Annotated in this window: 27 protein-coding genes and 1 riboswitch; of the genes, 15 read left to right on the forward strand and 12 right to left on the reverse strand. The window is 72.5% G+C overall.

Annotated features, from left to right (window positions below):
* Window positions 1–52 precede the first annotated feature (52 nt).
* From ACIBQ6_RS11000 to ACIBQ6_RS11025, 6 genes are all read left to right on the forward strand, one after another.
* Window positions 53–565 (forward strand): FHA domain-containing protein, encoded by a 513-nt coding sequence (locus tag ACIBQ6_RS11000; protein ID WP_352325615.1) that lies wholly within the window; start codon window positions 53–55, stop codon window positions 563–565.
* 23 nt (window positions 566–588) lie between these two features.
* Window positions 589–1,215 carry a MerR family transcriptional regulator gene (locus tag ACIBQ6_RS11005; protein ID WP_397211266.1) on the forward strand — a complete coding sequence of 209 codons (627 nt, stop codon included), beginning with the start codon at window positions 589–591 and terminating at the stop codon, window positions 1,213–1,215.
* A gap of 132 nt (window positions 1,216–1,347) precedes the next feature.
* Entirely contained in the window at window positions 1,348–1,818 is a 471-nt protein-coding gene (locus ACIBQ6_RS11010) for a bifunctional nuclease family protein (RefSeq protein WP_090771501.1), read from the forward strand.
* 147 nt (window positions 1,819–1,965) lie between these two features.
* Complete coding sequence (locus ACIBQ6_RS11015) at window positions 1,966–2,586, forward strand: MerR family transcriptional regulator (RefSeq protein ID WP_352325612.1); 621 nt, start codon at window positions 1,966–1,968, stop codon at window positions 2,584–2,586.
* 48 nt (window positions 2,587–2,634) lie between these two features.
* A riboswitch (glycine riboswitch) is annotated at window positions 2,635–2,731 on the forward strand.
* A 166-nt stretch (window positions 2,732–2,897) separates the two neighbouring features.
* Window positions 2,898–5,723: an aminomethyl-transferring glycine dehydrogenase gene (gene gcvP / locus ACIBQ6_RS11020; protein ID WP_397211268.1), complete on the forward strand. Its 2,826-nt coding sequence runs from the start codon at window positions 2,898–2,900 to the stop codon at window positions 5,721–5,723.
* 127 nt (window positions 5,724–5,850) lie between these two features.
* Window positions 5,851–6,651: a hypothetical protein gene (locus ACIBQ6_RS11025; protein WP_358286532.1), complete on the forward strand. Its 801-nt coding sequence runs from the start codon at window positions 5,851–5,853 to the stop codon at window positions 6,649–6,651.
* Window positions 6,652–6,666: 15 nt separating this feature from the next.
* Here ACIBQ6_RS11025 and ACIBQ6_RS11030 read toward each other — a convergent pair whose 3' ends face one another.
* A complete protein-coding gene (locus ACIBQ6_RS11030) occupies window positions 6,667–7,023 on the reverse strand; it encodes a hypothetical protein (RefSeq protein ID WP_358286534.1) in 357 nt (118 codons plus the stop codon).
* A gap of 82 nt (window positions 7,024–7,105) precedes the next feature.
* On the opposite strand from ACIBQ6_RS11030, the gene ACIBQ6_RS11035 reads away from it, so the two are divergent.
* A complete protein-coding gene (locus tag ACIBQ6_RS11035) occupies window positions 7,106–7,741 on the forward strand; it encodes an alpha/beta family hydrolase (RefSeq protein ID WP_358286536.1) in 636 nt (211 codons plus the stop codon).
* Here ACIBQ6_RS11035 and ACIBQ6_RS11040 read toward each other — a convergent pair.
* Both ACIBQ6_RS11040 and ACIBQ6_RS11045 read right to left on the reverse strand, forming a co-directional pair.
* Window positions 7,698–7,895, reverse strand: a complete 198-nt coding sequence (locus tag ACIBQ6_RS11040; protein ID WP_125637444.1) for a DUF5999 family protein — start codon at window positions 7,893–7,895, stop codon at window positions 7,698–7,700. The genes ACIBQ6_RS11035 and ACIBQ6_RS11040 overlap by 44 nt on opposite strands.
* 198 nt (window positions 7,896–8,093) lie before the next feature.
* On the reverse strand, window positions 8,094–8,654 hold the full coding sequence (locus ACIBQ6_RS11045) for a TetR/AcrR family transcriptional regulator C-terminal domain-containing protein (RefSeq protein ID WP_358286538.1): 561 nt from the start codon (window positions 8,652–8,654) through the stop codon (window positions 8,094–8,096).
* 109 nt (window positions 8,655–8,763) lie between these two features.
* On the opposite strand from ACIBQ6_RS11045, the gene ACIBQ6_RS11050 reads away from it, so the two are divergent.
* Window positions 8,764–9,162: a hypothetical protein gene (locus tag ACIBQ6_RS11050; protein WP_358286540.1), complete on the forward strand. Its 399-nt coding sequence runs from the start codon at window positions 8,764–8,766 to the stop codon at window positions 9,160–9,162.
* A 146-nt stretch (window positions 9,163–9,308) separates the two neighbouring features.
* On the opposite strand, the gene ACIBQ6_RS11055 is transcribed toward ACIBQ6_RS11050, so the two are convergent.
* The 3 genes from ACIBQ6_RS11055 to ACIBQ6_RS11065 all read right to left on the reverse strand — a co-directional run bounded on the left by ACIBQ6_RS11055 (window position 9,309) and on the right by ACIBQ6_RS11065 (window position 12,347).
* Window positions 9,309–10,646 (reverse strand): RNA polymerase sigma factor, encoded by a 1,338-nt coding sequence (locus ACIBQ6_RS11055; RefSeq protein ID WP_397211271.1) that lies wholly within the window; start codon window positions 10,644–10,646, stop codon window positions 9,309–9,311.
* Between the two features lie 170 nt (window positions 10,647–10,816).
* Window positions 10,817–11,155 carry a hypothetical protein gene (locus ACIBQ6_RS11060; RefSeq protein ID WP_397211273.1) on the reverse strand — a complete coding sequence of 113 codons (339 nt, stop codon included), beginning with the start codon at window positions 11,153–11,155 and terminating at the stop codon, window positions 10,817–10,819.
* Between the two features lie 46 nt (window positions 11,156–11,201).
* A complete protein-coding gene (locus tag ACIBQ6_RS11065; protein ID WP_397211275.1) occupies window positions 11,202–12,347 on the reverse strand; it encodes an AMP-binding protein in 1,146 nt (381 codons plus the stop codon).
* Between the two features lie 82 nt (window positions 12,348–12,429).
* On the opposite strand from ACIBQ6_RS11065, the gene ACIBQ6_RS11070 reads away from it, so the two are divergent.
* The gene (locus ACIBQ6_RS11070) at window positions 12,430–13,323 is read left to right on the forward strand and encodes an o-succinylbenzoate synthase (protein ID WP_397212164.1); all 894 of its coding nucleotides are present in this window, start codon (window positions 12,430–12,432) and stop codon (window positions 13,321–13,323) included.
* Window positions 13,320–14,981 (forward strand): 2-succinyl-5-enolpyruvyl-6-hydroxy-3-cyclohexene-1-carboxylic-acid synthase, encoded by a 1,662-nt coding sequence (menD, locus tag ACIBQ6_RS11075; protein ID WP_358286550.1) that lies wholly within the window; start codon window positions 13,320–13,322, stop codon window positions 14,979–14,981. The genes ACIBQ6_RS11070 and menD overlap by 4 nt, the downstream gene beginning before the upstream one ends.
* Here the strand turns inward: menD and ACIBQ6_RS11080 are convergent.
* Together ACIBQ6_RS11080 and ACIBQ6_RS11085 are read right to left on the reverse strand one after the other, a co-directional pair.
* Window positions 14,971–15,864 carry a 5'-3' exonuclease H3TH domain-containing protein gene (locus tag ACIBQ6_RS11080; protein ID WP_387675590.1) on the reverse strand — a complete coding sequence of 298 codons (894 nt, stop codon included), beginning with the start codon at window positions 15,862–15,864 and terminating at the stop codon, window positions 14,971–14,973. The two genes, menD and ACIBQ6_RS11080, sit on opposite strands and share 11 nt — an antisense overlap.
* Before the next feature lie 10 nt (window positions 15,865–15,874).
* Window positions 15,875–17,119, reverse strand: coding sequence for a PP2C family protein-serine/threonine phosphatase (locus ACIBQ6_RS11085; protein ID WP_397211277.1), 1,245 nt, complete (start codon window positions 17,117–17,119; stop codon window positions 15,875–15,877).
* Between the two features lie 176 nt (window positions 17,120–17,295).
* Between ACIBQ6_RS11085 and ACIBQ6_RS11090 the strand changes: the two genes are divergently transcribed.
* The 5 genes from ACIBQ6_RS11090 to ACIBQ6_RS11110 all read left to right on the forward strand — a co-directional run bounded on the left by ACIBQ6_RS11090 (window position 17,296) and on the right by ACIBQ6_RS11110 (window position 21,636).
* Complete coding sequence (locus ACIBQ6_RS11090; protein WP_358286554.1) at window positions 17,296–18,411, forward strand: Xaa-Pro peptidase family protein; 1,116 nt, start codon at window positions 17,296–17,298, stop codon at window positions 18,409–18,411.
* 4 nt (window positions 18,412–18,415) lie between these two features.
* Complete coding sequence (locus ACIBQ6_RS11095; RefSeq protein ID WP_397211279.1) at window positions 18,416–19,180, forward strand: protein phosphatase 2C domain-containing protein; 765 nt, start codon at window positions 18,416–18,418, stop codon at window positions 19,178–19,180.
* 238 nt (window positions 19,181–19,418) lie between these two features.
* Window positions 19,419–20,285, forward strand: a complete 867-nt coding sequence (locus ACIBQ6_RS11100) for a terpene synthase family protein (protein WP_397211281.1) — start codon at window positions 19,419–19,421, stop codon at window positions 20,283–20,285.
* Window positions 20,286–20,533: 248 nt separating this feature from the next.
* Window positions 20,534–21,127, forward strand: coding sequence for an ATP/GTP-binding protein (locus ACIBQ6_RS11105; RefSeq protein ID WP_352326803.1), 594 nt, complete (start codon window positions 20,534–20,536; stop codon window positions 21,125–21,127).
* A 23-nt stretch (window positions 21,128–21,150) separates the two neighbouring features.
* Window positions 21,151–21,636 (forward strand): Lrp/AsnC family transcriptional regulator, encoded by a 486-nt coding sequence (locus ACIBQ6_RS11110; RefSeq protein WP_358007428.1) that lies wholly within the window; start codon window positions 21,151–21,153, stop codon window positions 21,634–21,636.
* A 75-nt stretch (window positions 21,637–21,711) separates the two neighbouring features.
* Here ACIBQ6_RS11110 and ACIBQ6_RS11115 read toward each other — a convergent pair whose 3' ends face one another.
* The 4 genes from ACIBQ6_RS11115 to ACIBQ6_RS11130 are packed head-to-tail and all read right to left on the reverse strand — an operon-like array spanning window position 21,712 to window position 25,770.
* On the reverse strand, window positions 21,712–22,686 hold the full coding sequence (locus ACIBQ6_RS11115; RefSeq protein WP_397211283.1) for an N-acetylglucosamine kinase: 975 nt from the start codon (window positions 22,684–22,686) through the stop codon (window positions 21,712–21,714).
* On the reverse strand, window positions 22,686–23,945 hold the full coding sequence (locus ACIBQ6_RS11120; RefSeq protein WP_397211285.1) for a 6-phospho-beta-glucosidase: 1,260 nt from the start codon (window positions 23,943–23,945) through the stop codon (window positions 22,686–22,688). The genes ACIBQ6_RS11115 and ACIBQ6_RS11120 overlap by 1 nt, the downstream gene beginning before the upstream one ends.
* Window positions 23,942–24,832 (reverse strand): carbohydrate ABC transporter permease, encoded by an 891-nt coding sequence (locus ACIBQ6_RS11125; RefSeq protein ID WP_352326807.1) that lies wholly within the window; start codon window positions 24,830–24,832, stop codon window positions 23,942–23,944. Before ACIBQ6_RS11125 ends, ACIBQ6_RS11120 begins: the two co-directional genes overlap by 4 nt.
* Window positions 24,829–25,770 carry a sugar ABC transporter permease gene (locus ACIBQ6_RS11130; protein ID WP_358286564.1) on the reverse strand — a complete coding sequence of 314 codons (942 nt, stop codon included), beginning with the start codon at window positions 25,768–25,770 and terminating at the stop codon, window positions 24,829–24,831. The genes ACIBQ6_RS11125 and ACIBQ6_RS11130 overlap by 4 nt, the downstream gene beginning before the upstream one ends.

Raw genomic sequence — 25,770 nt, forward strand, 5'->3', positions numbered from 1 at the left:
CGCGTCCCCAGCACCGTCGCCGCGTCTTCGCGGTAGGAGGCCGAGCCGATCGATGCCGAGCGTCTACTGCACGCAGTGCGGGCACGCCAACCCCGAGGATGCCCGTTTCTGTTCCCGCTGTGGGTCACCGCTGACCAGACCCGAGGTCTCCGGGGACACCACGTCGACGATCTCGGTCGCGGGAATCGAGGCGTACGAGGCTGAGACAGGCGACATGCTCCTGGCCGAACGGGCGCTGGTCGAACAGCTCCCGCCCGGCACGGCGTTGCTCACGGTCACCAGGGGGCCCAACCAGGGCAGCCGGTTCCGGCTGGACAAAGACCTCACCACGACCGGGCGCCACCCGGAGAGCGACATCTTCCTCGACGACATCACCGTCTCCCGTCGCCACGTCGAGTTCTACCGCCACCGCGGCGGCCAGTTCTCCGTACGCGACGTGGGCAGCCTCAACGGCACCTACGTCAACCGAGAGCGCATCGAGGAGGTTCCCCTGCACTCCGGAGACGAGGTGCAGATCGGCAAGTTCCGCCTCGTCTTCCTGATGAGGGTCAACGCCGGCGCATGAGCTCACAGGCGGCACGCTCGCACATGAGCATCGGGGAGGTGCTCGCCCTGCTGCAGGGCGAGTTCCCCGACGTCACCGTGTCCAAGATCCGCTTCTTGGAGGGTGAGGGGCTGATCGAGCCCGAGCGCAGCCCCTCGGGCTACCGCAAGTTCACCCATCTCCACGTCGAGCAGTTGCGTTTCATCCTGACCGAGCAGCGCGACCACTACCTGCCGCTGCGGGTGATCAAGGACAAGATGGCCGAGAGCTTCGGCCGTCCGCGCGCGGTGCAGCAGGCCCAGGAGATCCGCTACGACCGGGCCCAGTTGCTGGAGGCGGCCGGCATCGACGAGGAGACCCTCGCCGAGCTGGAGGACTACGGCCTGCTGGCCCCCGTGGCCAGGCGCTACGACGAGGAGGCGCTGAAGATCGCGCGCAGCGTCGGCGCCCTGGCCCGCTTCGGCCTGCACGCCCGCCACCTGCGCGCGGTCAAGGCCGCCGCCGAGCGGGAGTGCGGGCTGGTCGAGCAGACCGTCGCGCCCATACTCAAGCGGCGCGCGCCCGGCGCCATCGGCGAGGCCGACGAGGCCGCCAGGGAGTTGTCCACGCTCCTGCTCGACCTGCACGCCTCCCTGGTGCGCCTCGGCGTCAGGTCTGTCCTGGGCCGCTGAGGGCACAGAGCTGGAAGGCCGGGGCACATTCCAGGCCTGCCGGGTGTTACGTTGAAATGCATAAGCGTGTAGCAGAAACGACCCAGTCAACAGCTGTGCCGGGCGACCGGCCGGCCGAATACGGAGCAGCCCGTGTTGCAGATGGAGGTCGTGGGCGTTCGAGTTGAGATGCCCACAAATCAGCCGATCGTCTTGCTCAAGGAGGCACACGGGGAACGGTTCCTTCCGATCTGGATCGGCATGACCGAGGCGACCGCGATCGCCCTGGCGCAGGCCGAGGAGCCGCCGCCCCGGCCGCTCACCCACGACCTGTTCAGGGACGTGCTGAGCGCGCTCGGCGTCGGGCTGCGCGCGGTCAACATCGTGGCCCTGCGTGACGGCATCTTCTTCGCGGACCTGGTGTTCTCCAACGGCGTGGAGGTCAGCGCCCGCCCTTCCGACTCGATCGCCCTGGCGCTGCGCACCGGCGCGCGCATCTTCGCCAGCGAAGAGGTGGTCCAGGAGGCCGGTGTGATCATCCCTGACGACCAGGAGGACGAGGTGGAGAAGTTCAGGGAGTTCCTTGACACGATCACTCCCGAGGACTTCGGCAGGGCGGGGTAGGTATTTCAGTGCATTTACGCTTCACGACGCGCCGAGCCGGATCGTTGACTGAGCATGGTCACGGTCCTACGGTGCAAGTGAAACCCGTGGTCGCCCTTTACGAACCCCCAGATCAGGCCATGGGATGAGAGAAAGCCGGAGGTCCGCGTGGCGGTCAGCAGCGGCGAGGGAAAGACGGCCGGCCAGGAAGATCCGGTGCGGCGCGAGAGCGCGCGGCAGCGTGCCGGAGAGCAGGGACTGCTCTTCGACGAGCAGCCCGCGACGGTGCCCGACGACATCGGATACCGCGGGCCCACAGCCTGCTCGGCGGCCGGCATCACCTACAGGCAGCTCGACTACTGGGCGCGCACGGGCCTGGTCGAGCCCACGATAAGAGCCGCGCACGGCTCGGGCTCACAGCGGCTCTACAGCTTCCGCGACATCCTGGTGCTCAAGGTCGTCAAGCGGCTGCTCGACACCGGGGTGTCGTTGCAGCAGATCCGCACCGCGGTGCAGCATCTGCGTGACCGCGGGGTCGCCGACCTCGCGCAGATCACGCTCATGAGCGACGGTGTCAGCGTCTACGAGTGCACCTCGGCCGACGAGGTGATCGATCTCCTCCAGGGCGGCCAGGGCGTGTTCGGCATCGCCCTCGGCCGGGTCTGGCGAGAGGTCGAGGGCTCCCTCGCGGAGCTGCCGGGGGAACGGGCGGCGGTCGAGGACACCGTCCCGGCCGACCATCCCGCTGACGAGCTCGCCAAGCGGCGTCGCGCACGCCGCACGGGGTGAGCTGAACCGCTGAACACACCGTAGTAATCTAGGACAGAGTAAGGCTGATGACCCCGTGCGGGAGAGTCCCTGGGCTTCGGTCCTGGGGCGCCGAAGGAGCAACCCTCCCCGGAATCTCTCAGGCATCCCGTACCGCTCGGGTGAGGCAACTCTGGAAAGCAGGTGCGCCCGCCAGGCGCACCTCACCGACGGTGCAAGCCCCACGGTGGGGTGAAGCTCTCAGGTCGCGATGACGTCGCGATGACAGAGGGGGAGATCCGGCACTCGCCCGCGCCCTGGCGCCGGTCTCCAAGCCTCGGGAGGCAACCTCCATGACCGACCTGTCCGCTCCGCCGTTCTCGTCCAGGCACATCGGCCCATCGGAGTCCGAGCAGCAGCGCATGCTCGAGGCCGTGGGCTTCGAGTCCGTCGGCGATCTGGTGGCCGTGGCCGTGCCCGAGGCCATCAGGGTCAAGGACCGGCTCAAGCTGCCGGCCGCCGCGAGCGAGACCGAGGCCATCGCCGAGCTGCGCGAGCTGGCCTCCCGCAACCGGGTGCTGACCTCCATGATCGGCCTGGGCTACTACGACACCGTCACGCCCGCCGTCATCCGGCGCAACCTGCTGGAGAACCCGGGCTGGTACACCGCCTACACGCCGTACCAGCCGGAGATCTCGCAGGGCCGCCTGGAGGCGCTGCTGAACTTCCAGACGGTCGTCTCCGACCTGACCGGCCTCGACGTCGCCGGCGCCTCCCTGCTGGACGAGGCCACCGCCGCGGCCGAGGCCATGACGCTGGCCCGCCGGGCCGGCAAGTCCAAGAGCGACGTGTTCGTGGTCGACGCCGACACGCTGCCCCAGACCAAGGCCGTGCTGGCCACCCGCGCCGAGCCGCTCGGCATCACGCTGGTCGAGCACGACCTCGACGGCGAGCTGCCCGAGTGCTTCGGCGTGCTCGTCCAGTACCCGGGCGCCTCGGGCCGCCTGCGCGACTTCCGCGACGTGGCCGCCAGGGCGCACCAGGCGGGCGCGCTCGTCGTGGCCGCCGCCGACCTGCTGGCCCTCACGCTGGTGGCCGCCCCCGGCGAGCTGGGCGCCGACATCGCCGTCGGCTCCTCCCAGCGCTTCGGCGTCTCCTTCGGGTTCGGCGGGCCGCACGCGGCCTACATGTCCGTACGCGAGGGCCTGCAGCGGCAGATGCCCGGCCGTCTGGTCGGCGTGTCGGTCGACGTCGACGGCGACCCCGCCTACCGGCTGGCCCTGCAGACCCGTGAGCAGCACATCCGCCGCGAGAAGGCCACCAGCAACATCTGCACCGCCCAGGTCCTGCTGGCCGTGATCGCCGGCATGTACGCCGTCTACCACGGCCCCGAGGGCCTGCGCCGGATCGCGCACCGCGTGCACCGGCACGCCGTCGCGCTGGCCGGCGGGCTGCGCGAGGCCGGCCTGGAGGTCGTGCACGGCGAGTTCTTCGACACCGTGCTCGTCCGGGTTCCCGGCAGGGCCGCCGAGGTGGTGGCCGCCGCGGCCGAGCGGGGCGTCAACCTGTGGCAGGCCGGCGACGACCACGTCTCGATCGCCTGCGACGAGAAGACCGGCGCCGCCGAGCTGGTCAAGGTGTGGGCCGCCTTCGGCGTCGAGCGCGAGGAGGTGGCGCTGGAGGCCGACGCGCTGCCGGCCGACCTGCTGCGCGAGTCGGACTACCTGACCCACCCGGTCTTCCACAGCCACCGCTCCGAGACCGCGATGCTGCGCTACCTGCGCAGGCTCCAGGACAAGGACATCGCGCTCGACCGTTCGATGATCCCGCTCGGCTCGTGCACGATGAAGCTGAACGCGACCACCGAGATGGAGCCGATCACCTGGCCGGAGTTCGCCGGCGTGCACCCGTACGCGCCGGAGGCCCAGACCGAGGGCTACCGGGAGCTCATCGGCACCCTGGAGGGCTGGCTGGCCGAGGTGACCGGCTACGACGCGGTCTCCATCCAGCCGAACGCCGGCTCCCAGGGCGAGTTCGCCGGCCTGCTGGCCATCCGCGCCTACCACCAGGCCAACGGCGACGCCGAGCGGGACGTGTGCCTGATCCCGTCCTCGGCCCACGGCACGAACGCGGCCAGCGCCGTCATGGCGGGCATGCGGGTCGTCGTCGTGGCCTGCGACAGCGACGGGAACATCGACCTGGCCGACCTGGACGCCAAGATCGCCAAGCACCGCGACAAGCTCGCCGCGATCATGGTGACGTACCCGTCCACGCACGGCGTGTACGAGGAGTCGATCACCGAGGTCTGCGCCAAGGTGCACGAGGCCGGCGGCCAGGTCTACGTCGACGGCGCCAACCTCAACGCCCTGGTGGGCCTGGCCAAGCCGGGCGAGTTCGGCGCCGACGTGTCCCACCTCAACCTGCACAAGACGTTCTGCATCCCGCACGGCGGCGGCGGCCCCGGCGTCGGCCCGGTCGCGGTCCGCGGCCACCTGGCGGCCTACCTGCCCGGCCACCCGCTGCGCGACGGCGGCCCGGTCGGCCCGGTCTCGGCCGCCCCGTACGGCTCGGCGGGCATCCTGCCGATCTCGTGGGCGTACGTGCGGATGATGGGCTCCGAGGGCCTCACGGCGGCCACCGAGCAGGCCATCCTGTCGGCCAACTACCTGGCCCGGCGGCTGGCCCCGCACTACCCGGTGCTCTACACCGGCCGCGGCGGCCTGGTGGCCCACGAGTGCATCGTGGACCTGCGCCAGATCACCAAGGAGACCGGCGTCACCGTCGACGACGTGGCCAAGCGCCTGATCGACTACGGCTTCCACGCGCCGACCATGTCGTTCCCGGTGGCCGGGACGCTGATGATCGAGCCGACCGAGAGCGAGGACCTGGACGAGCTCGACCGGTTCGTGGACGCCATGATCGCCATCCGCGGCGAGATCGCCAAGGTGGCCTCCGGCGACTACGACAAGACCGACAACCCGCTGCGCAACGCGCCGCACACGGCCGAGTCGGTCACCGCCGACGAGTGGGCCCACCCGTACTCGCGGACCGAGGCGGCCTACCCGGTGGCCTCGCTGCGCGAGGGCAAGTACTGGGTGCCGGTGCGCCGCATCGACCAGGCGTACGGCGACCGCAACCTGGTGTGCTCCTGCCCGCCGCTGGAGGCGTACGAGGACTGATCCGTCCACGCGGGTCCCCGGCCGGGGGCCCGCGCCGGATCTGGCCCAGTCCGGCACCGTCAAGTGAGCAGACATGATCGCGACGAGCCGTTAGGCTCGGTGCGATCCGTCGCCTGAAGGAGCTCTCTTGACGTTCTCAGAGCTGGAGACCCCGCCTCTCGACACCGCCCGCCGCCTGGCCGAGGGCGGCGACCTGGAGGGTGCGGCGGCGATCCTGACCGAGCTGGTCGCCGACCCCGACAGCCCCGACCGGGCCCAGGCGGCCGTGGGGCTGGCCGTGGTGCTCGACGAGCGCGGCGACACCGAGGCCGCCCGCGCCGCGGCCCGCACCGCGCTGGCCACCGGCCATCCCGAGTACGCCGCCCAGGCCGCCTGCCACCTGGCCCAGGGTTTCGAGCGCGAGGGCCGCGACGACCAGGCAAGGGCCGCCTGGCAGGCGGTGCTCGGCGTCGGCACGCCGGCCTACGTCCCACTGGCGCACCTCGCGCTGGCCCGGCTGGCCGGCAGCCCGCAGGAGGCCGGCAGGGAGCTGCGCTCCGCCCTTGAGGCGAGCCTTGACTCAGGCGACGCCGAGGCCGCCGCGCACGCGGCCCGCCAGCTCGCCGAGACGCTGCTGGAGTACGGCGACCCGGGAGAGGCCGCCGGGCTGCTGCTGGACGCGCTGGAGTTCGCCCCGGCGCGGGAGCTGCCGGGGCTGCGGGTGCTGCTCGGCATCGCGCACCTGGAACTGGCCTGCGCCGAGTTCGCCGAGGCCGTCGAGAGCGGGGCCGACCCCCAGACGGGCGCGCTGGCCATCGAGCTGCTGGCGCGCACGCTGCCGCTGCGCGGCCGCACCGAGGACGCCGGCCAGGTGTGGACCTACGGCCTCGAACACGAGGACCAGACCATGGCCGCCGAGGTCCGGCTGCGGTTCCACCGCGACACCTGAGTGCCGTGAGGCGGCTCAGCCGCGGCGCATGATGGCCACGGCGGCGGCCACGTTGATGGCGACGATCGCCAGCCACGTGATCGTCAGGCCGACCAGCCCCGAATTGCCGGACGCGATGGCGGTCAGCGGGATGCCGAGGCCCATCGAGCCCAGCGCGACGGGGATCATCGCCGCGCCGTTGTTCTGCCGCTGCCTGGGCTTGGCCGGGGGAAGGCCGTGGCCGCTCAGCTCCGCCTGGACGCGGGCGGCGATGGTGGCGTCGAGCCGTTCGACGAAGGACTCGACGAGCGCGGCCTCGTAGTCGGGGCCGAGGTCGCGGCGGGCGTCGAGGGTGGCCTGCAGGTCATCCCGGATGGGGCGCATCTCTGGCATGCAAGCCATCATCCCGGTTGTCCGGCGCGCCGTCATCAGACCTGGGGGCCAAGGGCGGATCCTCCCCAGGTACGGTGCTGCCATGGAGATCATGACTCCGCGGGGGCCGGCGCTGGTGCAGGTCGACGAGGCGGCCGAGCCCCGGCTGCTGCTGGTGCTGACCCACGGCTCGGCCGGGGGAGTGGACGCGCCCGACCTGCTGGCCGTCCGTGACGCCGCGCTCGGGGTGGGGGCGACCGTGGCCAGGGTGTCGCAGGCGTTCCGGGTCGCGGGGGCGCGGGCGCCGGGCTCGGCCGCCCGGCAGGACGAGGCGTGGGAAGCGGTGCTGGGCGAGCTGCGCGCCGGGTGGCCGGGGCTGCCGCTGGTGCAGGGCGGCCGGAGCAACGGCGCCCGGGTGGCCTGCCGTACGGCCTCGGCGGTGGGCGCGGCGGCGGTGGTGGCGCTGGCCTTCCCGCTGCACCCGCCCGGCAGGCCGGAGCGTTCCAGGGCCGAGGAGCTGCGCGGGGCCGGGGTCGACGTGCTGGTGGTCAACGGGGACCGGGATCCGTTCGGAGTGCCGGATCCCGCGGACTGCGCCCGGCTGGTGGTGCTGCCGGGCGAGGGCCACGACCTGAAGCGGGACCCCGCCCGGGTGGGCGAGGTCGTGGCCCGGTGGATCGGTGATTACGCCGCCGTCAGGCGGCGCCCACCAGGGGGTCGGGCCGGTGCGGCGCGATGACGGTGCCGCTGGGCAGCAGCTCCCCGGTGTCCTCGAACAGGACGACGCCGTTGCAGAGAAGGCTCCACCCCTGCTCGGGGTGGCATGCGAGGGTGCGTGCTGCCTCGCGGTCCGGCGCCTCGGCAGACGGACAGGCCGGGTCGTGCGGGCACATCGGCGTGCCTCCGATATCTCGTGGGTGCTCCCGGGAGAGGGACGGGAGCGGCTCGGGTTTGTTGTTCTGGCAAGTGTGCGACGTGTGTCACACGGTCCGACATAGCCCGTTCGGACTGTTACAGGAGGATCCCCCGGTCGTGTGACCTTCGACACAGCGTGCCTTATGCAGGATAACGGGCCAAGCGCGACACGCGCACTACGTTTGCAACCCCTTGAGCAAAGCGTCGAGTCCTCTTTCGAAGTCCACATCCGCCCTTTCGTCCCGCCTGACCCATTCATCGACTTCCGGGTCAGCCCATCCGGATTGCTGGACTTCGACCGCCACGCTGCCGAACACGAACGCCCGCAGCGCGCGCACGGCCTCGGGGGCGTCGTTCAGGCCGCCGTCGGCGAGCTGCTCGGTCTGCTCCCTGATGGCGACGGCGGTGGCGCCCTTGGGCGGCTTGGTCAGGGCCAGCGCGAGCACGCCCGGATGCTCGCGCAGCAGCTCCCGGCCCGCCCGGCACCACGCCCTGGCCGTCTCCTGCCAGGTGGCCGCCTGCTCCACGTGCACGGACGTGACGTGCTCGGCCAGCGCGTCCATCAGCGCCTCCTTGCCGCGGGGCAGGTGGTGGTAGATGGCCATGGCCTCCACCTCCAGGGCGTCGCCCAGCCGGCGCATGGTGAGCCGGCGCAGCCCCTGGCTGTCGGCGATGTGGAGTGCGGCCTCGATGATGCGCTCGCGGGAGAGTGGGACGGGAGGTCTCTTTGCGGGCATGGTGATCATCTTACTGGGCGGCCCCGTCCGTCGCCCGGTGTTCGGGGGCGGTGTCGGACGGCGTACCCTTGTGGGTTGAACAGCAAAGACTGCGTGAAGGGCAGGGTCGATGGCGTTTTTCCGTCCGCGGGTGAGCCGGGAGGCCGAGGTTCGCTACCACGCGGACCAGGAGATCTCCAAGGGCTTCCCGCAGCTGCTTGACAAGGCCAGGCAGGCCGAGCAGATCGTGCGCGACCTGCGTGCGGCCGCGGCCGACGAGATCGAGCTGCTGGCGGCGGGCCAGGCGTTCGACGTCGCGCTGACCGAGGCGCTGCGGGCCGCCGAGGCCGGGCAGCGGGCCACGTTCGGCGTGCGCTCGTACGACGACCGCATCGCGCGCCGCAAGGCCAAGGCCACCCCCCGCGGGGCCATGTGGACGGCCGAGGTCGACCGGCTGCGCACGCTGCGCGAGGAGAACCGCATGTGGGGCATCCCGCGCGTGCCCCGGCCGGTGCCCGCCACCGTCTGACCGAAGGCACACGAAAGCCCCGGCGCCGTGCGCGCCGGGGCTCTTCGTGTGTTCCAGGCCCGTGACCGTCAGGTCCTGACGGCCGGGGGGCGCGTTCCTGGGCCGTCGCGGTCAGGTCCTGACGGCGACGGCCGGGGCGGTGCGGGTCAGCTGGCCCAGTCGAGCAGCGGGCGGGTGTTGCTCGGGTGGCGCAGCTTCGACAGCGACTCCTTCTCCAGCTGGCGGATGCGCTCGCGGGTCAGGCCGAGGTGCTTGCCGATCTCGTCCAGGGTGTGCGGCTTGCCGTCCACCAGGCCGAACCGCAGGGCCATGATCTTCGCCTCGCGCGGCGAGAGGTTGTCGAGCACGCCGCGCAGCTGGTCGCCCAGCAGCTGGCGGTCGACGATCTCCGACGCCTCCGGCGAGTCGACGTCCTCGATGAGGTCGCCGATCGTGGTCTCGCCGTCCTCGCCGATGGTCGCGTTGAGCGAGATCGGCTGGCGGCTGGTGCGCAGCAGCTCCTCGATCTGGTCCGGCGTCTTGTCCAGCTCGACGGCCAGCTCCTCGGGCGTGGGCTCGCGGCCCAGCCTCTGGTGCATGTCCCGCTCGACCCGCGACAGCTTGGAGAGCATCTCCAGCACGTGGACGGGCAGCCGGATCGTCCGGGCGGAGTCGGCGAAGCCGCGCTGGATGGCCTGCCGGATCCACCACATGGCGTAGGTGGAGAACTTGAAGCCCTTGGTGTAGTCGAACTTCTCCACGGCCCTGATCAGCCCCAGGTTGCCCTCCTGGACGACGTCCAGCAGGGACATGCCGCGGTCGGTGTACTTCTTGGCCACCGAGACCACCAGGCGCAGGTTGGCCTCCAGCATGTGGTCCTTGGCCTGCCGGCCGTCCTCGATGACCAGGTGCAGGTCGTCGCGCACGGACGGCGGCACGTCGGGGTGGGTCTCCAGCTTGTACTCGGCGTACAGGCCGGCCTCGATCCGGCGGGCCAGCTCGACCTCCTGGGCGGCGGTGAGCAGGGTACGACGGCCGATCGACTTCAGGTACGTGTGCACCGAGTCGCCCATCACGGACTGGTTGTCGTCCAGGTCCATGGCCTCGGTCTCGATCTCGGCGTCCTCGGCCGTGAGTTCGAGGTCGTCGGGGGCCACGTCCTCCTCGTGCTCCGGCTTGCCGTCCACCGGGCTTTTTGCCTCGGCGGCCGTGCGGCCGGTAGCCTTTGCCCCGGAAGCCTTCCTCGGCTTGGGGGCGCTCTTGTTCGCGGTCTTCTGGGTGGTCTTCCTGGCGGCGGTCTGGGCCAGCGACGGCTCGTTCTCGGCAGCCAGGCTCACACCGGCCTCCGAGAGCTCGCGCAGAATCGTGCGGCCTTCCGAGGGGCTGATGCCGGCCTCGGCGAACGCGTCGCGCAGCTCCGCCAGAGAAAGGTGACCCTGGGCTCGCCCTCGTTCAATGAGCTGGTCGAGAGTCGCGGGTGGGGTCGCCACGGCGGTTCTGGGCATGAGGACACCTCCTCCGTACGGAGTCGAAGCGATCAGGCAGGTTGTGGTGGGGCGGTGGTCACTCCGCACGGCGCACCAGTATCAATAACGCCATCCACCGTTATTTGTTCCCGGAGGGATGAAAAAGGGGCGGAACGCCCAGAGGGCGCGCCACCCCCGGAAGGCGGGAACTACTCCGCCACCTCGAAGCTTCCGGTCCCCTCCGGCATGGGCATCGGCTCGGCCTCTTCCATGCGCTTGTCGGTCCAGTAGTCGATGACCTCGCGTGGATCGGGATTGACCTCCGCGGAGACCACGACGCCCTCGGTGTCGCCGGGCGAGGGCACCGGACGGCCGGTCGGCGACGTCTGCTCGGCGCTCCGGTCGGCCCTCTGGTCGACCACGGCCCGGGTCTCCCTGGCGACCGCGTCGAGCTTGCCCGCCGAGGCGGCCGCCGCGACCGACGCGCCGCCGACGACGATCACGCCGACGACCGCCGCGGACGCCCACATCTTGCGGGTCTGGTTCATGAAGGCTCCCTTCCTTCTCTCCCCGTTATGACGCAGCCGCGCCGCGTCAGGTTCCTGTCCGCAGCCGCATGAGATCGGTCTTGCCGTTGGGCAGCAGCGGCAGGCGGGGGAGGAGACGCAGGTCGCGCGGCGCGGCGTGGGCGGGCAGCCGGTCGCGGCAGTAGGCGCGCAGCTCGGCCAGCGTGGGCGGCGCGGCCGGGTCGGCCGGCACCACGAACGCCGTGACCGCCTCGCCCCACTCCGGGTCGGGCAGGCCGGCCACCGCCACGTCGGCGACCTCGGGGTGGGTGCCGAGCACCGCGCTCACCACGGCGGCCACGACCTTCTCGCCGCCGGTGTTGACGACGTCGTCGGCCCGGCCGAGCACGCGCAGCCGGCCGCCGTTCAGCTCGCCGAGGTCGGAGGTGACGAACCAGTCGCCGTCGAAGGCGGTCCGGCCGGCGAAGCGGTAGCCGGAGAAGAGCACGGGCCCGGCGATCCTGATCAGGCCGTCCGCGCCGATTTTGAGATCTACATCGTAAAGGGGGCGGCCGTCGTAGACGCAGCCGCCGCACGTCTCGCTCATCCCGTACGTGGTGAACACCCGGGCGCCGAGCTCCACGGCCCGCTCGACCAGCCCCGCCCTGGGCGCCGCGCCGCCGAGCAGGATCGTGCGGAACACCGACAGGTCGGCGCCCGTCTCGACCAGCCGGTGGAGCTGCGTCGGCACCAGGGAGACGTGGTGGGCGCCGGAGGACAGCACGGCCCGCACGTCGAAGGAGGGGTGGATGATCGGCTCGCTGCCCGACAGCAGCGCGCGGACCAGCACCTGCAGGCCGGAGACGTGGGAGACGGGCAGGCAGCACAACCACCGGTCGCCCTCGGCGGCCCCGATCCTGCTCAGCGAGGCCGACGCCGAGGCGCGCAGTGCCGAGGCCGACAGCTGCACGCCCTTGGGCGCGCCGGTGCTGCCGCTGGTGGCGATGACGACCGCCACGTCGCCGGGGACGCCCTCGCCGCCGGGCCACGGCTCGCCGCCGGCGTGCGTGGGCCGCAGAGCCTGGAGGGCCTGGTGCTCGTGGCCCGGCTGGAGCGGCAGGACGGCCGGGCCGTCGCCGGAGAGGGCGTCGCGGATCGCGGTGAAAAGGCCGGGGCCGGGAGGCTGCACAATGGCATGCAGCGGACGGTCCGGATGCGACGGGTTCCTCCACATGCTCGTAAGGTTAATGGCGACAGGTCGGACACAGGTGCAGGGTAGGGTCGTGACGCGTTCTCCCGTGGTCTTCCGGATTCCGATGCGGACGCGGTTTCGCGGGCAGACCGTCAGGGAGGGCGTGCTGCTGCACGGCCCGGCGGGCTGGGGCGAGTTCTCCCCGTTCCCCGAGTACGGTCCGCGCGAGTGCGCCCGCTGGCTGGCGTGCGCCCGTGAGGCCGCCTTCGACGGCTGGCCCGAGCCGGTGCGCGACCGCGTCCCGGTCAACGCCACCGTCCCGGCGGTCGACGCCGAGCAGGCCCACGAGCTGGTGCGGCGCTCCGGCTGCGGCACGGCGAAGGTCAAGGTGGCCGAGCGCGGCCAGACGTTCGCCGACGACCTGGCGCGGGTGGAGGCGGTGCGTGACGCGCTGGGGCCGTCCGGGCGGCTCCGGGTCGACGTCAACGGCGCCTGGGAGGTCGACGAGGCCGTCACCCGGCTCAAGCGGCTCGACCGGTTCGGTCTTGAGTACGCCGAGCAGCCGTGCGCGACCCTGGAGGAGCTGGCGGCGGTGCGCAGGGCGGTCGACGTGCCGATCGCGGCCGACGAGTCGATCCGGCGCGCCGAGGACCCGCTGAAGGTGAGGGCGGCCGAGGCGGCCGACATCGCGGTGGTCAAGGTGCAGCCGCTGGGCGGGGTGCGCGCCGCGCTGCGGGTGGTGGAGGCGTGCGGGCTGCCCGCCGTGGTCTCCAGCGCCGTGGAGACGTCGGTGGGGCTGGCCGCGGGGGTCGCGCTGGCGGCGGCGCTGCCGTCGCTGCCGTACGCGTGCGGGCTGGGCACGATGTCGTTGCTGGCGGGCGACGTGGTGGACGACTCGCTGGCGCCCGTGGACGGATGGCTCCCGGTGCGCCGCCCCTCGGTGAATTTTCAGCATTTGTCGGAATTTGAGATTGAATCTCCCCAGTGGCTCGGCCGGATGCAGGAGGCGTCGCTTTGAACCCCGCAACCGCGCTGGCCACCGTGCTCGTCGACGAACTGGTGCGCTGTGGCCTGACCGACGTGGTGCTCGCCCCCGGCTCCCGCTCGGCCCCCCTCGCCCTGGCGCTGCACGCCGAGTCGCGGGTGCGCCTGCACGTGCGCATCGACGAGCGCTCGGCCTCCTTCCTGGCGCTCGGCCTGGCCAAGCGCTCCGAGCGGCCGGTGGCGCTGATCTGCTCCTCCGGCACGGCCGCGGCCAACTTCCATCCGGCGGTGATCGAGGCCGACGAGTCGGGCGTGCCGCTGCTCGTCCTGACCGCCGACCGTCCGCCCGAGCTGCGCGGCACCGGCGCCAACCAGACGATCGACCAGGTCAAGCTGTACGGCACCGCCGTCCGCTGGTTCGCCGAGGTCGGCGTGCCGGAAGACCGTCCCGGCATGGTCGCCTACTGGCGTTCGCTGGCCTGCCGCGCCTACCAGCGGGCCGCCGGGGCGGCCAACCCCGGCCCCGTGCACCTCAACCTGGCCTTCCGGGAGCCGCTGATCCCCGACGGCGACACGAGCTGGTCCGAGCCGCTCGACGGCGGCGCGAACGGCCCCTGGGTGCGGGCCCGCGTCGCGCCTCCGCCCATCGCCCTGCACATCCCGCCCACCAGGCGCGGCGTGCTGGTCGTCGGCGACGGCGCGGCCAACGTCCGGCGTTACGTGGCCGCCGCCGGCATGGCCGGCTGGCCGGTGCTGTCGGAGCCCAACGGCGGCGCCCGCTACGGCGACCACTCCATCTCCAGCTACCACTACCTGCTCGGCACGCCCGAGTTCGCCGACTCCCACCGTCCCGACGTGGTCGTCACGCTGGGCCGGCCCGGGCTGTCGCGGCCGCTGCTGTCCTGGCTGAAACGGACGGACGAGCACATCGTGGTCGCCCCCGACCTCGACCGCTGGCCCGACCCGACCAGGTCGGCCACCCAGGTCGCGCAGGCCGTGGAGATCCCGGTGGCCTCCGGCGACGACAGCTGGCTGCACGCCTGGCGGCAGGCCGACGCGGCCGTCCGGTCGGCCCTCGACGCGGTCCTGGACGTCTCCGGCACCTCCGAGCCGCGCCTGGCCCGCGACCTGGCCGACGCGCTGCCCAACGGCGCGCTGCTGTTCTGCGGCTCCTCGATGCCGATCAGGGACCTCGACCAGTTCATGCGGCCGCGGCGCGGCATCAGGCTGATGGCCAGCCGGGGCGCCTCGGGCATCGACGGGCTGGTGTCCACGGCCATGGGGGCCGCGCTGGCGCACAACGGGCCCTCGTACGCGCTGCTCGGCGACCTGTCGTTCCTGCACGACCAGAACGGGCTGATCCTCGGCCCTCGGGAGCCCAGGCCGGACCTGTGCGTGGTGGTCGTCAACAACGACGGCGGCGGCATCTTCTCGCTGCTGCCGCAGGCGGCGGTGCGCGACCCGTTCGAGCGGGTGTTCGGCACGCCGCACGGCGTGGACCTGGCCTACGCCGCCGCCGCGAGCGGGACGCCGTACACGCTGCTCGGGGACGTCAGCGAGCTGTCCAAGGCGATGCGCGGCGAGGGGCCGCGGGTGGTGGAGGTGCGCACCGACCGCGAGGAGAACGCCGCCGTGCACGGCCGCCTGCGCGAGGCGGCCCAGGACGCCGTGCGGGAGTTCCTCAGCTCCTGAGCGCCTCCAGCAGGCGGTTGAGCGGGCTGTCGAGGCCGTATCGGTCGGCCAGGGCCACCAGGGCCTCCGGGTCGCGCGGCTTGTCCGGCAGCGTCAGGTCGGCGGCGGGCAGCGGCGCGTCGGAGGCCACCTCCACCACGGCGGGCGCGGCGTCGAGGTAGTCGCGGGCGGCGGCCAGGCGGTTGCGGCTGCCGGCCGGGAAGCCCTCGGTGACGCCGGAGTCGAGCGCCTCCAGCAGCGCGGCGAGCGAGCCGAACCGGGTGATCAGGGCCGCCGCCGTCTTCTCGCCGACGCCGGGCACGCCGGGCAGACCGTCGCTGGGGTCGCCGCGCAGCGTGGCGAAGTCGGCGTAGGCGCGGCCGGGCACGCCGTACTTGGCGGTGACGAACGCCTCGTCGACGAACTGCAGGTTGCGGATGCCGCGCGCGGTGTACAGGACGCGGACCGGGCGGGAGTCGTCGACGAGCTGGAACAGGTCGCGGTCGCCGGTGACGATCTCGACGGCGCCCCGCGCCTGGTGGGTGAGGGTGCCGATCACGTCGTCGGCCTCGTAGCCGGGCGACTCGGGACGGGCGATGCCCACGGCGTCGAGGACCTGGTTGATCACGGCGATCTGCGGCACCAGCGCCTCGGGCACCTCCTCGACGTCGCCGTGGGCCACCCGGTGCGCCTTGTAGGTCGGGATCGCCGCCACCCGGAAGGCGGGCCGCCAGTCGGCGTCCATGGTGGCGGCCAGCGCCGCCGGGGAATGTTGACGGACCAGTGTGGCGATCATGTCGATGAGCCCGCGCACCGCGTTGACCGGGGAGCCGTCGGGCGCCTTGACCGACTCGGGCACGCCGTAGAAGGCGCGGAAGTAGAGGGACGGTGTGTCCAGAAGCATGAGCACCCGTCTATGGTCGCACTCCCGTCGCCCTCCCGTCCGGCTCCGGGACGGCGACGGCCAGCAGGCACGCGTCGTCCTCGGGGTTGGGGCCGCCGATGCCGGCCAGCAGGCGGTCGAGCCCGGCGTCGAGGTCGTGGGCGGACAGGCCCCCGGCGGCGGCGAGGACCAGCTCCAGGCCGACGTCGATGTCGCGGGTGCGCCGCTCGACCAGCCCGTCGGTGAACATCAGCAGCAGGTCGCCGGGGCGCAGCCGGGTGTGGGCCAGCTCGTAGGGCCGCCCGGAGTCCGCGCCGAGCAGCACGCCGCGCGGCCTGCCCAGCAGGGCCGCCCGGCCCCCGCGCACCAGGATCGGGGCGAGGTTGCCCGCCTGCCCCCAGCTGAACAGCAACGTCCCGGGGTCGAGGTGGCCGATGACGGCCGTGGCGGTGGTGTCCTTCAGCTGGTGGAGGACGAGGTCGTTGAGCCACGACAGCAGGCGGTCGGCGGGCCGGCCGGTCATGGTGAGGCCGACGAGGGCGTGGCGCAGGTGGGCCATGTGGGCGATGGCGGGCAGCCCGTGGCCCGACACGTCGCCGATGGCCAGCAGCAGGCGGCCGTCGGGCGTGGTCGCGGCCTCGAACCAGTCGCCGCCCAGGCTCGCGGTCTTCTCGGCCGGCACGTAGCGGACGGCGATCCTGGCCCCCGGCAGGTCGAGGCAGCCGGTGGGCGCGGGCAGGATGGCCTCGCGCAGCGCCAGCATCACGTGGCGCTCCTCGGCCGCCTGCTCGCGGGCCTCCAGGAGCTGGCGGCGCGACTCCGACATCATGCGCTCGGCCCGGCGGCGGCCGGTGATGTCCTGGATGACGCCGTGCATGCCGACCGGGCCCCCGGGCGACATCAGCGGTTCGAGCACGACGCGCAGGTCGCGCAGCTCGCCCGTGCCGCGCCTGACGCGGAACTCGGCGTGCACGGGCTCGACCCCCTCGACCACGTGCCACAGCAGCCGGTCGAGCGCGTCGAGGTCGGCCGGCTCGACCATGGCGGCCAGGTCGGGCAGGGACAGCGGCCCCTCCTCACGGTCTCTTCCGAAGATCGCGTAGACCTGGTCGGACCAGATGGCGGCCCCGGTGCGCAGGTTCCATTCGGCCCAGCCCATGTTGCCCAGCCGCTCGGCGTGGGCCAGCCGGACGGCCAGCAGCTCCGCCCCCGCCCCGCGCGCCCGCCCGTGCGGGGCCTCCCTGACCAGCTCTGCCGCGCCTGCGAAGTCGACCATGGCCTCACTCTCAAAGTGCAGTGGAACTGGACAATTGGTCCCACACTACGTGATCAATGTGGAACGGAGTGTAGTCATGGGCTCTCATGTTGTGAGAAGTTTTCGCGGATTTTAGCCCTCGGCGGACAAGCGGCCTGCTGGAGTGGGGGCGCCGGGCGTCCGAGTAGATTTGGCTCGTGACGTCCTCAGACCTGTATCCCGTGTCCCGTCTTGCCGCCGCGCAGGAGGCCACCGCCAAGGCCGGCCTCGACGCCCTGCTGCTCACCCCCGGGCCCGACCTGCGCTATGTCAGCGGCTACGACGCCAAGCCGCTGGAGCGGCTGACCTGCCTCGTGGTGCCCGCCTCGGGGGAGGCGTACATGATGGTGCCCCGCCTTGAGCTGCCGGCCGCGCAGGCCTCGCCCGCCGCCCGGCTCGGGCTGGAGTTCGTGGCCTGGGACGAGACCGACGACCCTTACGGCATCGCCGCCTCCCGGCTGGGCCGGGTGGCCAAGGTGGGGCTGGCCGACCGCATGTGGGCCATGTCGTCGCTGCGCTTCCGCGACGTGCTGCCGGAGGCCGAGCAGGTGCTGGCCGGCACGGTGCTGCGCGACCTGCGCATGCGCAAGTCGCCGGCCGAGGTGGCGGCCCTGCGCGAGGCCGGCGAGGCCATCGACGCGGTCCACCGCCAGGTGCCCGAGCTGCTGCGCGCCGGTCGCACCGAGCGCGAGGTGGGCCGCGACATCGCCGAGGCGATCCTGGCCGCCGGCCACGCCACGGTCGACTTCGTCATCGTCGCCTCCGGGCCCAACGGCGCCAGCCCCCACCACGACGTGTCCGACCGGGTGATCCAGGCCGGCGAGCCGGTCGTGGTCGACATCGGCGGCCAGCTCCACAACGGCTACTGCTCCGACTCCACCCGCACCTACAGCGTGGGCGAGCCGCCCGCCGAGTTCGCCGCCTACTACGAGGTGCTGCGCCGCGCCCAGGAAGCCGCCTGCGCCGCGGTGCGGCCGGGCGTGTCGTGCGAGTCGATCGACGCGGCGGCCCGCGAGGTCATCGCCGAGGCCGGCTACGGCGACTACTTCATCCACCGCACCGGCCACGGCATCGGCATCGAGACGCACGAGGAGCCCTACATCGTCTCGGGCAACGACGAGCCGATGGAGGCCGGGTTCGCCTTCTCCGTCGAGCCCGGCATCTACCTGCCCGGCCGCCACGGCGCCCGCATCGAGGACATCGTCGTCTGCACCGAGACCGGCGGCGAGCGGCTGAACAACACGCCGCGCGAGCTGGTGACCGTCCAGCCGTAACGGCATGTTCACCGAGGTCAGGTACGCCACCCGGCCCGGGTCGGCGCGGCCCAACGAGGACCTGGCGGTGGCCGGGCCCTCGTGGGCGGTCGTGCTCGACGGGGCCACGGCGGCGGCCGGGGCCGGCGGCGGGTGCGCCCACGGGGTCGCCTGGCTGGTCGGGCGGCTCGGCGGGGCGCTGGCCGCCGGACTGGCCGCCGGCGGGCGCTCGCCGCTGGCCGACCTCCTGGCCGAGGCCATCTCCGTCACCATGGGCGCCCATGCGGGCACGTGCGACCTGGGCGACCCCGACTCGCCGTCCACGACCGTGGCCATGATGCGCCTGGGCGGGGGAGTGGTGGAGTACCTCGTGCTGGGGGACTCCCCGGTGGTGCTCGCGCGGGCCGACGGCGGGGCCGAGGTCATCGGCGACGACCGGGTGGAACGGCTGCCGGGCGGGCGGCCGTACTCGGCGGAGCTGGTGCGGCGCATGCGCAACGCCGAGGGCGGGTTCTGGGTGGCCTCCACCCGGCCCGAGGCCGCCGGTCAGGCGGTCAGCGGGGTCGTGGAGGCGTCCGGGCTGCTGGGGGCCGGGCTGTTCACCGACGGGGTGACCCGGCTGGTGGAGTGGTACGGGTGGAGCTGGGAGTCCGTGCTGGCCGAGCTGGCCGGCGGGGGGCCGGGGGCGGTGATCTCGGCCGTACGGGGGTTGGAGGTCGAACGCGGGGCGGTGCGCGGCAAACCCCACGACGACGCCACCGCCCTCTGGGCCGCCTTCCCTTCCCCCTGACGCCCCGCTCCCGCCTGACGCCGCGCTCCCATCTGACGCCGCCTTCCGGCTGGCGGTGCCCTTTGCGTGACGCCGCCCTTCCGTCTGGCTTGCGCCGCCGCCCCTCCGCCGGTTCGCGGAGGTGGGAATGGCTTGATGGGTGTATGTGATCATGAAAGAATTCTTCGGCAGGTGCATTCGTCCGGCCGGCTGTTGGGGGGCGTCGCCATGAGCTGTGTACCGTGCGGGTGGCCCTAGGATGCCCGGCGAGGAGCTGGAGGAGGCGTACCGGCTCGGCCGCACCTGCGCCCTGGCCGCCGAGTGCGGCAGGGACCTGCGGCGTTGCGCCCAGCTGTACGACGGCCTGTTCCCCGGCGCCGCCTTCGACACCGAGTTCTACCAGGCCCTGACGCTCGGCACCGCCTTCAGCGCCCCCTGGGCGGGCGCGGGCGGGCTGAAGGCGGTCAACCGCAGCGCCCTGTGGGTGCTGGCCGTCGGCCGTCTGGTCGACCACACCGCCACCACCCGCGAGCAGGTCGACCGGCTGACGCGCGAGTGCATGGAGGTCGCCGGCGGCGCGGTGCCGCGGTCGCCGGTCACCCGCTTCCTGGCCGACCTGCGTGACGAGCTGGCCACCGTCGAGGGGTTCGGGCCGGCGCGGCGGCTCTGGCACGACCAGCTCGCCCGGACGCTGGCCGGGATGGCCAGGGCCTGGGTGTGGCGGGACACCAGCGCCGTGCCCACCTTGGAGCGCTACCTCGACAACGCCGACAGCCGCGGCTCCTGCTTCGTGGACCTGTCCCACTGGATCTACACCGGCGACGGCTGGACCAGGGGCCACCTGGACGAGCTGCGGACGGTCAGCCGCCAGGTGCAGCGATACCTGCACCTGCTCGGCGACGTCGCCTCCTACCGCAGGGACCTGAGCTGGGGCGACCTGAACGTCCTGGGGCTCGGCGTCACCGGCGGCGAGGTCACCGCGGCGATGGCCGGCCTGGCCGGCGAGGCGACCGGCCTGATCGAGGCGTTGCGCGGCTGCAGCCCGCGGACGGCCGCCTACCTGGGCCGACGGATCGGCTTCAACGCCGGCTTCACCGGCATTTCGGACCTGGGCCCCGCAACCTAACGATCTCGTCGAATAAGCTGACAAGCCTCTTGACCGCCCGTCGCCCGCGAGGCGATTTATAGGACTACCGACGATAAATCGTGACATTTGGTTCGTTGTAAAAGTTTATGTCTTGAGTGGAAAATGTGGCGTTGCTAGGGTGGCTCGATGCCAGGCACGTCGTACGGCCTTCACCACGCGCCTTGACAGATTTCACTGACCAGGCGCGAAGGCCGCGACGTGCGCGGGACCTGTACGGGCGGTGCTGGATGGAATTCGGTCGCGTCGACCGTTGGCGGCTGCCGACCGCGATCAAGATCTTGATCGCCGGCGGATTCGGCGCGGGCAAGACCACCATGGTCGGCGCCGTCTCCGAGACCCGCCCGCTGCGCACGGAAGAGGCGCTCACCCACGTCGGCACGCACGTCGACGACCTGTCGGGCGTCGAGCGCAAGCTCACCACCACCGTCGCGATGGACTTCGGCCGCATCACCATCCGCGACGACTACATGCTCTACCTGTTCGGCACCCCGGGTCAGGAACGTTTCTGGTTCGTGTGGGACGAGCTGGCCATGGGCGCGCTGGGAGCCGTGGTGCTGGCCGACACCCGCCGCCTGGCCGACTGCTTCCCGGCCGTCGACTACTTCGAGAAGCGCGAGCAGCCGTTCATCATCGCGCTCAACTGCTTCGAGGGCACCCGCCCGTTCACCGTCGGCGAGGTGCGCTCGGCCATCGGGCTGGAGCCCGACGTGCCCATCGTGCTGTGCGACGCCCGCAGGCGCGACTCCGGCCGCCAGGTGCTCATCACCCTGGTCGAGCACGCGATGAACCGAGGGGTCGCTCCCGTCGGGACCATGTCGTGACCATCACCGGCTACCTTTGACCGATGGAGGAGATCGACCGCCGGATCGTCACGCTGCTCGCCCACGACGGCCGCATGAGTTTCACCGACCTGGCCAGGGAGACCGGGCTCTCCGTCTCCGCGGTCCACCAGCGCGTACGCCGCCTGGAGAAGCGCGGCGTCGTCCGCGGCTACGCCGCCGTCATCGACCACGACGCGATCGGGCTGCCGCTGACCGCGTTCGTGTCGATCAAGCCCATCGACCCCGCCGCGCCCGACGACGCCCCCGTGCGGCTGGCCCATCTGAGCGCCATCGAGGCCTGCCACAGCGTCGCCGGGGACGAGAGCTACATCCTCAAGGTGCGCGTGGCCTCGCCGGTGGCGCTGGAGGACCTGCTGCAGCAGATCCGCGCCTCGGCCAACGTCTCCACCCGCACCACCGTGGTGCTGAGCACGCCCTACGAGCACCGCGCCCCCGTCGTCGCCCCCGACGTCACACCCGCCGAGCCCGACCAGAACGCCTCCGCCTGAAAGCCCACCGGGCGCCGCCCCCCGCAGGACCGGCGCCCGTACCCGGCAAACCGGACACGCACCTCGGCGGCCGGGTCAGCGGGTGACCGGGAGCGCGAAGTGGGAGCGCAGCCGGGCCAGCGCGGCCTCCGGAGCGCCCAGGTGCTCCAGCCCCAGCAACGCCGCCCCCGCCACCGGCGGCAGGTCGGCCACCACCAGCTCGGCCCGCGGCGCCCTGGCCGCGAACGCCGCCTCCAGCAGCGGCGTCAGCAGCGGGTCCCGGGCCGTCAGCATGCCGCCGCCGAGCACCACCTCGACCGGCGTCCCCAGCAGGCCGAGCCGCCGCAGGCACACCTCGGCCATCACGGTCACCTCCTCGGCCTGCCGCTGGACCAGCGACCGGGCGACCGCGTCCCCGGCCGCAGCGGCGGCCAGCACGCCGGGGGCCAGCTCGTGCAGCCGCCCTTCGTCCACGCGCCCGAAGTGCAGGTCGAGCACCAGCTCCTCGACGGTGGCCGTGCCGAAGTGGGCCGTGACCAGCTCCGCCAGGGCCGTCGGGGCGCCGCGGCCGTCCTCGGCGCGCACGGCGTGCCACAGCGCCTCCTCGGCCACGCCCTGGCCGCCGCCCCAGTCGCCGCTGATCCGGCCGAGCGAGGGGAAGCGGGCGACCTGCCCGCTGGGTGAGACGCCGACCGCGTTGATGCCCGCGCCGCACACCACCGCGACCCCCCACGGGGCCGACGTGCCGGCCCGCAGCAGCGCGAAGGTGTCGTTGCGCACCACCACGTCGCCGAACCCGCGGGCGGCGAACTCGGCGGCCAGCGCCTCCTCCTCCACCGGGAAGTCGGCCCCGGCCAGGCAGGCCGACACGTGGCAGAACGCCTGGGCCGGCCGGCCGGTGCGGGTCGCCGCCTCGGCCACCACGTCCACGGCCGCCGCCACGCCCGCGCTCTGCGGCTCGAAGGCGCCCGCCCGGCCGGTCGCGACCACCTCGCCGTCGTCCGCGACCACCGCGACGTCGGTCTTGCTGTTGCCGCCGTCGACGGCCAGGAGCAGCCGGGGGCCCGCCACTAGCCCACCGTCCAGGGCAGGTGCTCGCGATTGGCCGCCAGCAGCAGGCCGGTCAGCTCCTCGGCGACGTCGTCCTGGCCGATCAGCGGGTGCGCCAGCAGGGCGTCGCGCACCCGGTCCGCGCCGCCCCGGCGGGCGGCGTCCAGGGCCAGGGTCTCGTACGCCGACACGTGCGCGATCAGCCCCGCGAACAGCGGCTCGACGGGCGGCACCGGCAGCGGCGCGGCGCCGGCGGCGGTGATGGCCGCGGGCACCTCGATGACGGCGTCGTCGTCCAGGAAGGGCAGGGTGCCCTGGTTGCGCACGTTGACGACCTGGGTGTCGCCCCGGTCGCCGAGCAGCGAGGCGATCAGCGCCACCGCCGACTCGGAGTAGAACGCGCCGCCCCGCCGGTCCAGCAGCTCCGGCTTGGTCACCACCGACGGGTCGCCGTACATCTCCAGCAGCCGCGCCTCCATCTCGGCCACCTCGGCGGCCCGGGACGGCTTGTCGCGCTGCTCGCGCACCACCGCGTCGTGGGCGTAGAAGTAACGCAGGTAGTACGACGGGATGACGCCGAGCCGCCGGATCAGCTCCACCCGCAGCCCGAGGGATTCGGCGATCTCCTCGCCGGCCCGGTCGATGATGTCGGGCAGCACGTCCCGGCCGTCGAGATGGACCGAACGCTCCCAGCTCAGGTGGTTCAGCCCGACATGCCCCAGCGAGATGCGGCCGGGGTCGACGCCCAGCCCCGCGGCGAAGCGGCGCTGGAAGCCGATCGCGACGTTGCACAACCCGATGGCCCGGTGGCCGGCGTCGAGCAGCGCCCTGGTGACGATGCCGACCGGGTTGGTGAAGTCGACGATCCAGGCGTCCGGGGCCTGCCGGCGTACGGTCTCGGCCAGCTCCAGCACGACCGGGACCGTGCGCAGCGCCTTGGCCAGGCCGCCCGCGCCGGTCGTCTCCTGGCCCACGCAGCCGCACTCCAGCGGCAGCGTCTCGTCGACGTTCCTGGCCGCCTGCCCGCCCACCCGGAGCTGGAACAGCACGACCTCGGCCCCCGCGACCCCCTCGGCCACCGAGGAGGTGGCCAGCACGCGCGCCGGATGCCCGGCGTGCGCCAGCATGCGCCGCGACATCCCCGACACCAGCTCAAGACGGGACGGATCCGGATCGATGAGGGCGATCTCCGTCACGGGCAGCTCGTCACGCAGCCGCGCGAACCCGTCGACCAGCTCCGGCGTGTACGTCGAGCCGCCCCCGACCACGGCGAGTTTCAACCCTTCACTCCTGTCAAGGTCACGCCCTCGATGAAGACTTTCTGGGCGAGGAAGAACACGATGATCACCGGGGCGGTCACCAGCAGGGTGGCGGCCATGGTGAGGTTCCACTGGACGCTGTGGAACGCCTTGAACGTGGCCAGGCCGAGCGAGAGCGTCCAGCCCTCCTGCTCGACGCCGGCGTACAGCAGCGGGCCGTAGTAGTCGTTCCAGCAGTAGAAGAACTGGAACAGGGCGACGGCGGCGACCGCCGGACGGGCCATCGGCAGGATCACCCGCACCAGCGTCCTGAAGTCCGAGCAGCCGTCCACCTTCGCCGCGTCGATGTACTCGCGCGGGATGGTGATCAGGAACTGGCGGAGCAGGAAGATCGAGAACGCGTCGCCGAACAACATCGGCAGGATCAGCGGCCACAGGCTGTCGGTCAGCCCCAGCCGGGCCCACACCAGGTAGATCGGCACCGCGATGACCTGCGGCGGCAGCATCATGGCGGTGATCACCAGCAGGAACGCCGCCCGGCGTCCCCGGAAGCGGAAGCGGGCCAGCGCGTAGGCCACCGGGATCGAGGAGGCCAGCGTGAAGACCGTGCCGAGGCCGGCGTACAGCAGCGTGTTGATCCCCCAGCGCAGCAGCTTCGACTTCTCGAACACCACCACGAAGTTGTCGAAGTTCCACGTGCGCGGCCACAGGTCGCCGGTCAGCGCCTGCTCGTCGGTCATCAGCGCGGTCAGCGTCAGGAACACCACCGGCGCCAGGAACATCAGGGCCAGCACGATCGCCGTCGCGTGCGTGGCGACCCACATCAGCGTGCGCCGCCGCCGCGCCCTGACCCCCTGCCGCCGCGCGGGGGCCGCGGGCGGGGCGGGGGCGGTCATGGTCGCGCTCATATCGCCTCCTCGGCCCGGCGGAACTGCCGCAGCAGGATCAACGTGAAGATCATCGACGTGGCGAACAGCAGCAGCGCCAGCACGCACGCGTAGCCCATCGTCCAGTCGCGGAAGCCCGACTGGAAGAGCCACTGAGGCAGTGTCAGCAGCGACTCGTCCGGGTAGCCGGGGGTGAAGGTGGAGCCGGGGGAGTCGGTCGAGCCCGAGGCCACCCGGGAGGCGATCATCGCCTGGGTGAAGTACTGCAGGGCGTAGATGACGTTGGTGACCAGGGCGAACATCAGCACCGGCGCGATCGTCGGCAGCGTCACGCTGCGGAACTGCCGCCAGGCCCCGGCGCCGTCGATGGCGGCGGCCTCGTACAGGTGCCGGGGGACGTCCAGCAGCGCCGCCATGAAGATCACGGCGAGCTGGCCGCAGCTCCACAGCGACAGCAGCGTCAGGCTCGGCTTGGACCAGGCCGGGTCGCCGAACCAGTCCGGCCCGTGGATGCCGAACAGGGCCAGGAACTTGTTCCACGGCCCGGTGGCCGGGTTCATCAGGAAGACGAAGGTGATCGTCCCGGCCGCCAGCGGGACCAGCGACGGCAGGTAGAAGATCGTCCGCAGCACGCCGACGCCGGCCTTGAGCCGGACCACGAGCTGCGCCAGGGCCAGGGAGAACAGCACCGTGGCCGGCACCATGATCGCCACCAGCCACAGCGTGTTCTTGGCCGACATCGCGACCCGCGGGTCGTGCAGCAGGTAGGCGTAGTTGTCCAGCCCGATGAACTCCGGCGTGCTGGTCATGTCGTAGCGGTAGAAGGAGAAGTACACCGTGGACAGCAGCGGATAGACGAAGAAGATCGACACTCCGGCGATCCACGGCGACAACCACAGCAGGGCGCGCAGGCCCTCGCCGCGCCGCCTCGGCGGCGCGGCGTGGGGGGAGGAGGCCAT

This window comes from Nonomuraea sp. NPDC049655, from assembly GCF_044465465.1.
In the GTDB taxonomy this organism is placed as follows: Bacteria; Actinomycetota; Actinomycetes; order Streptosporangiales; family Streptosporangiaceae; genus Nonomuraea.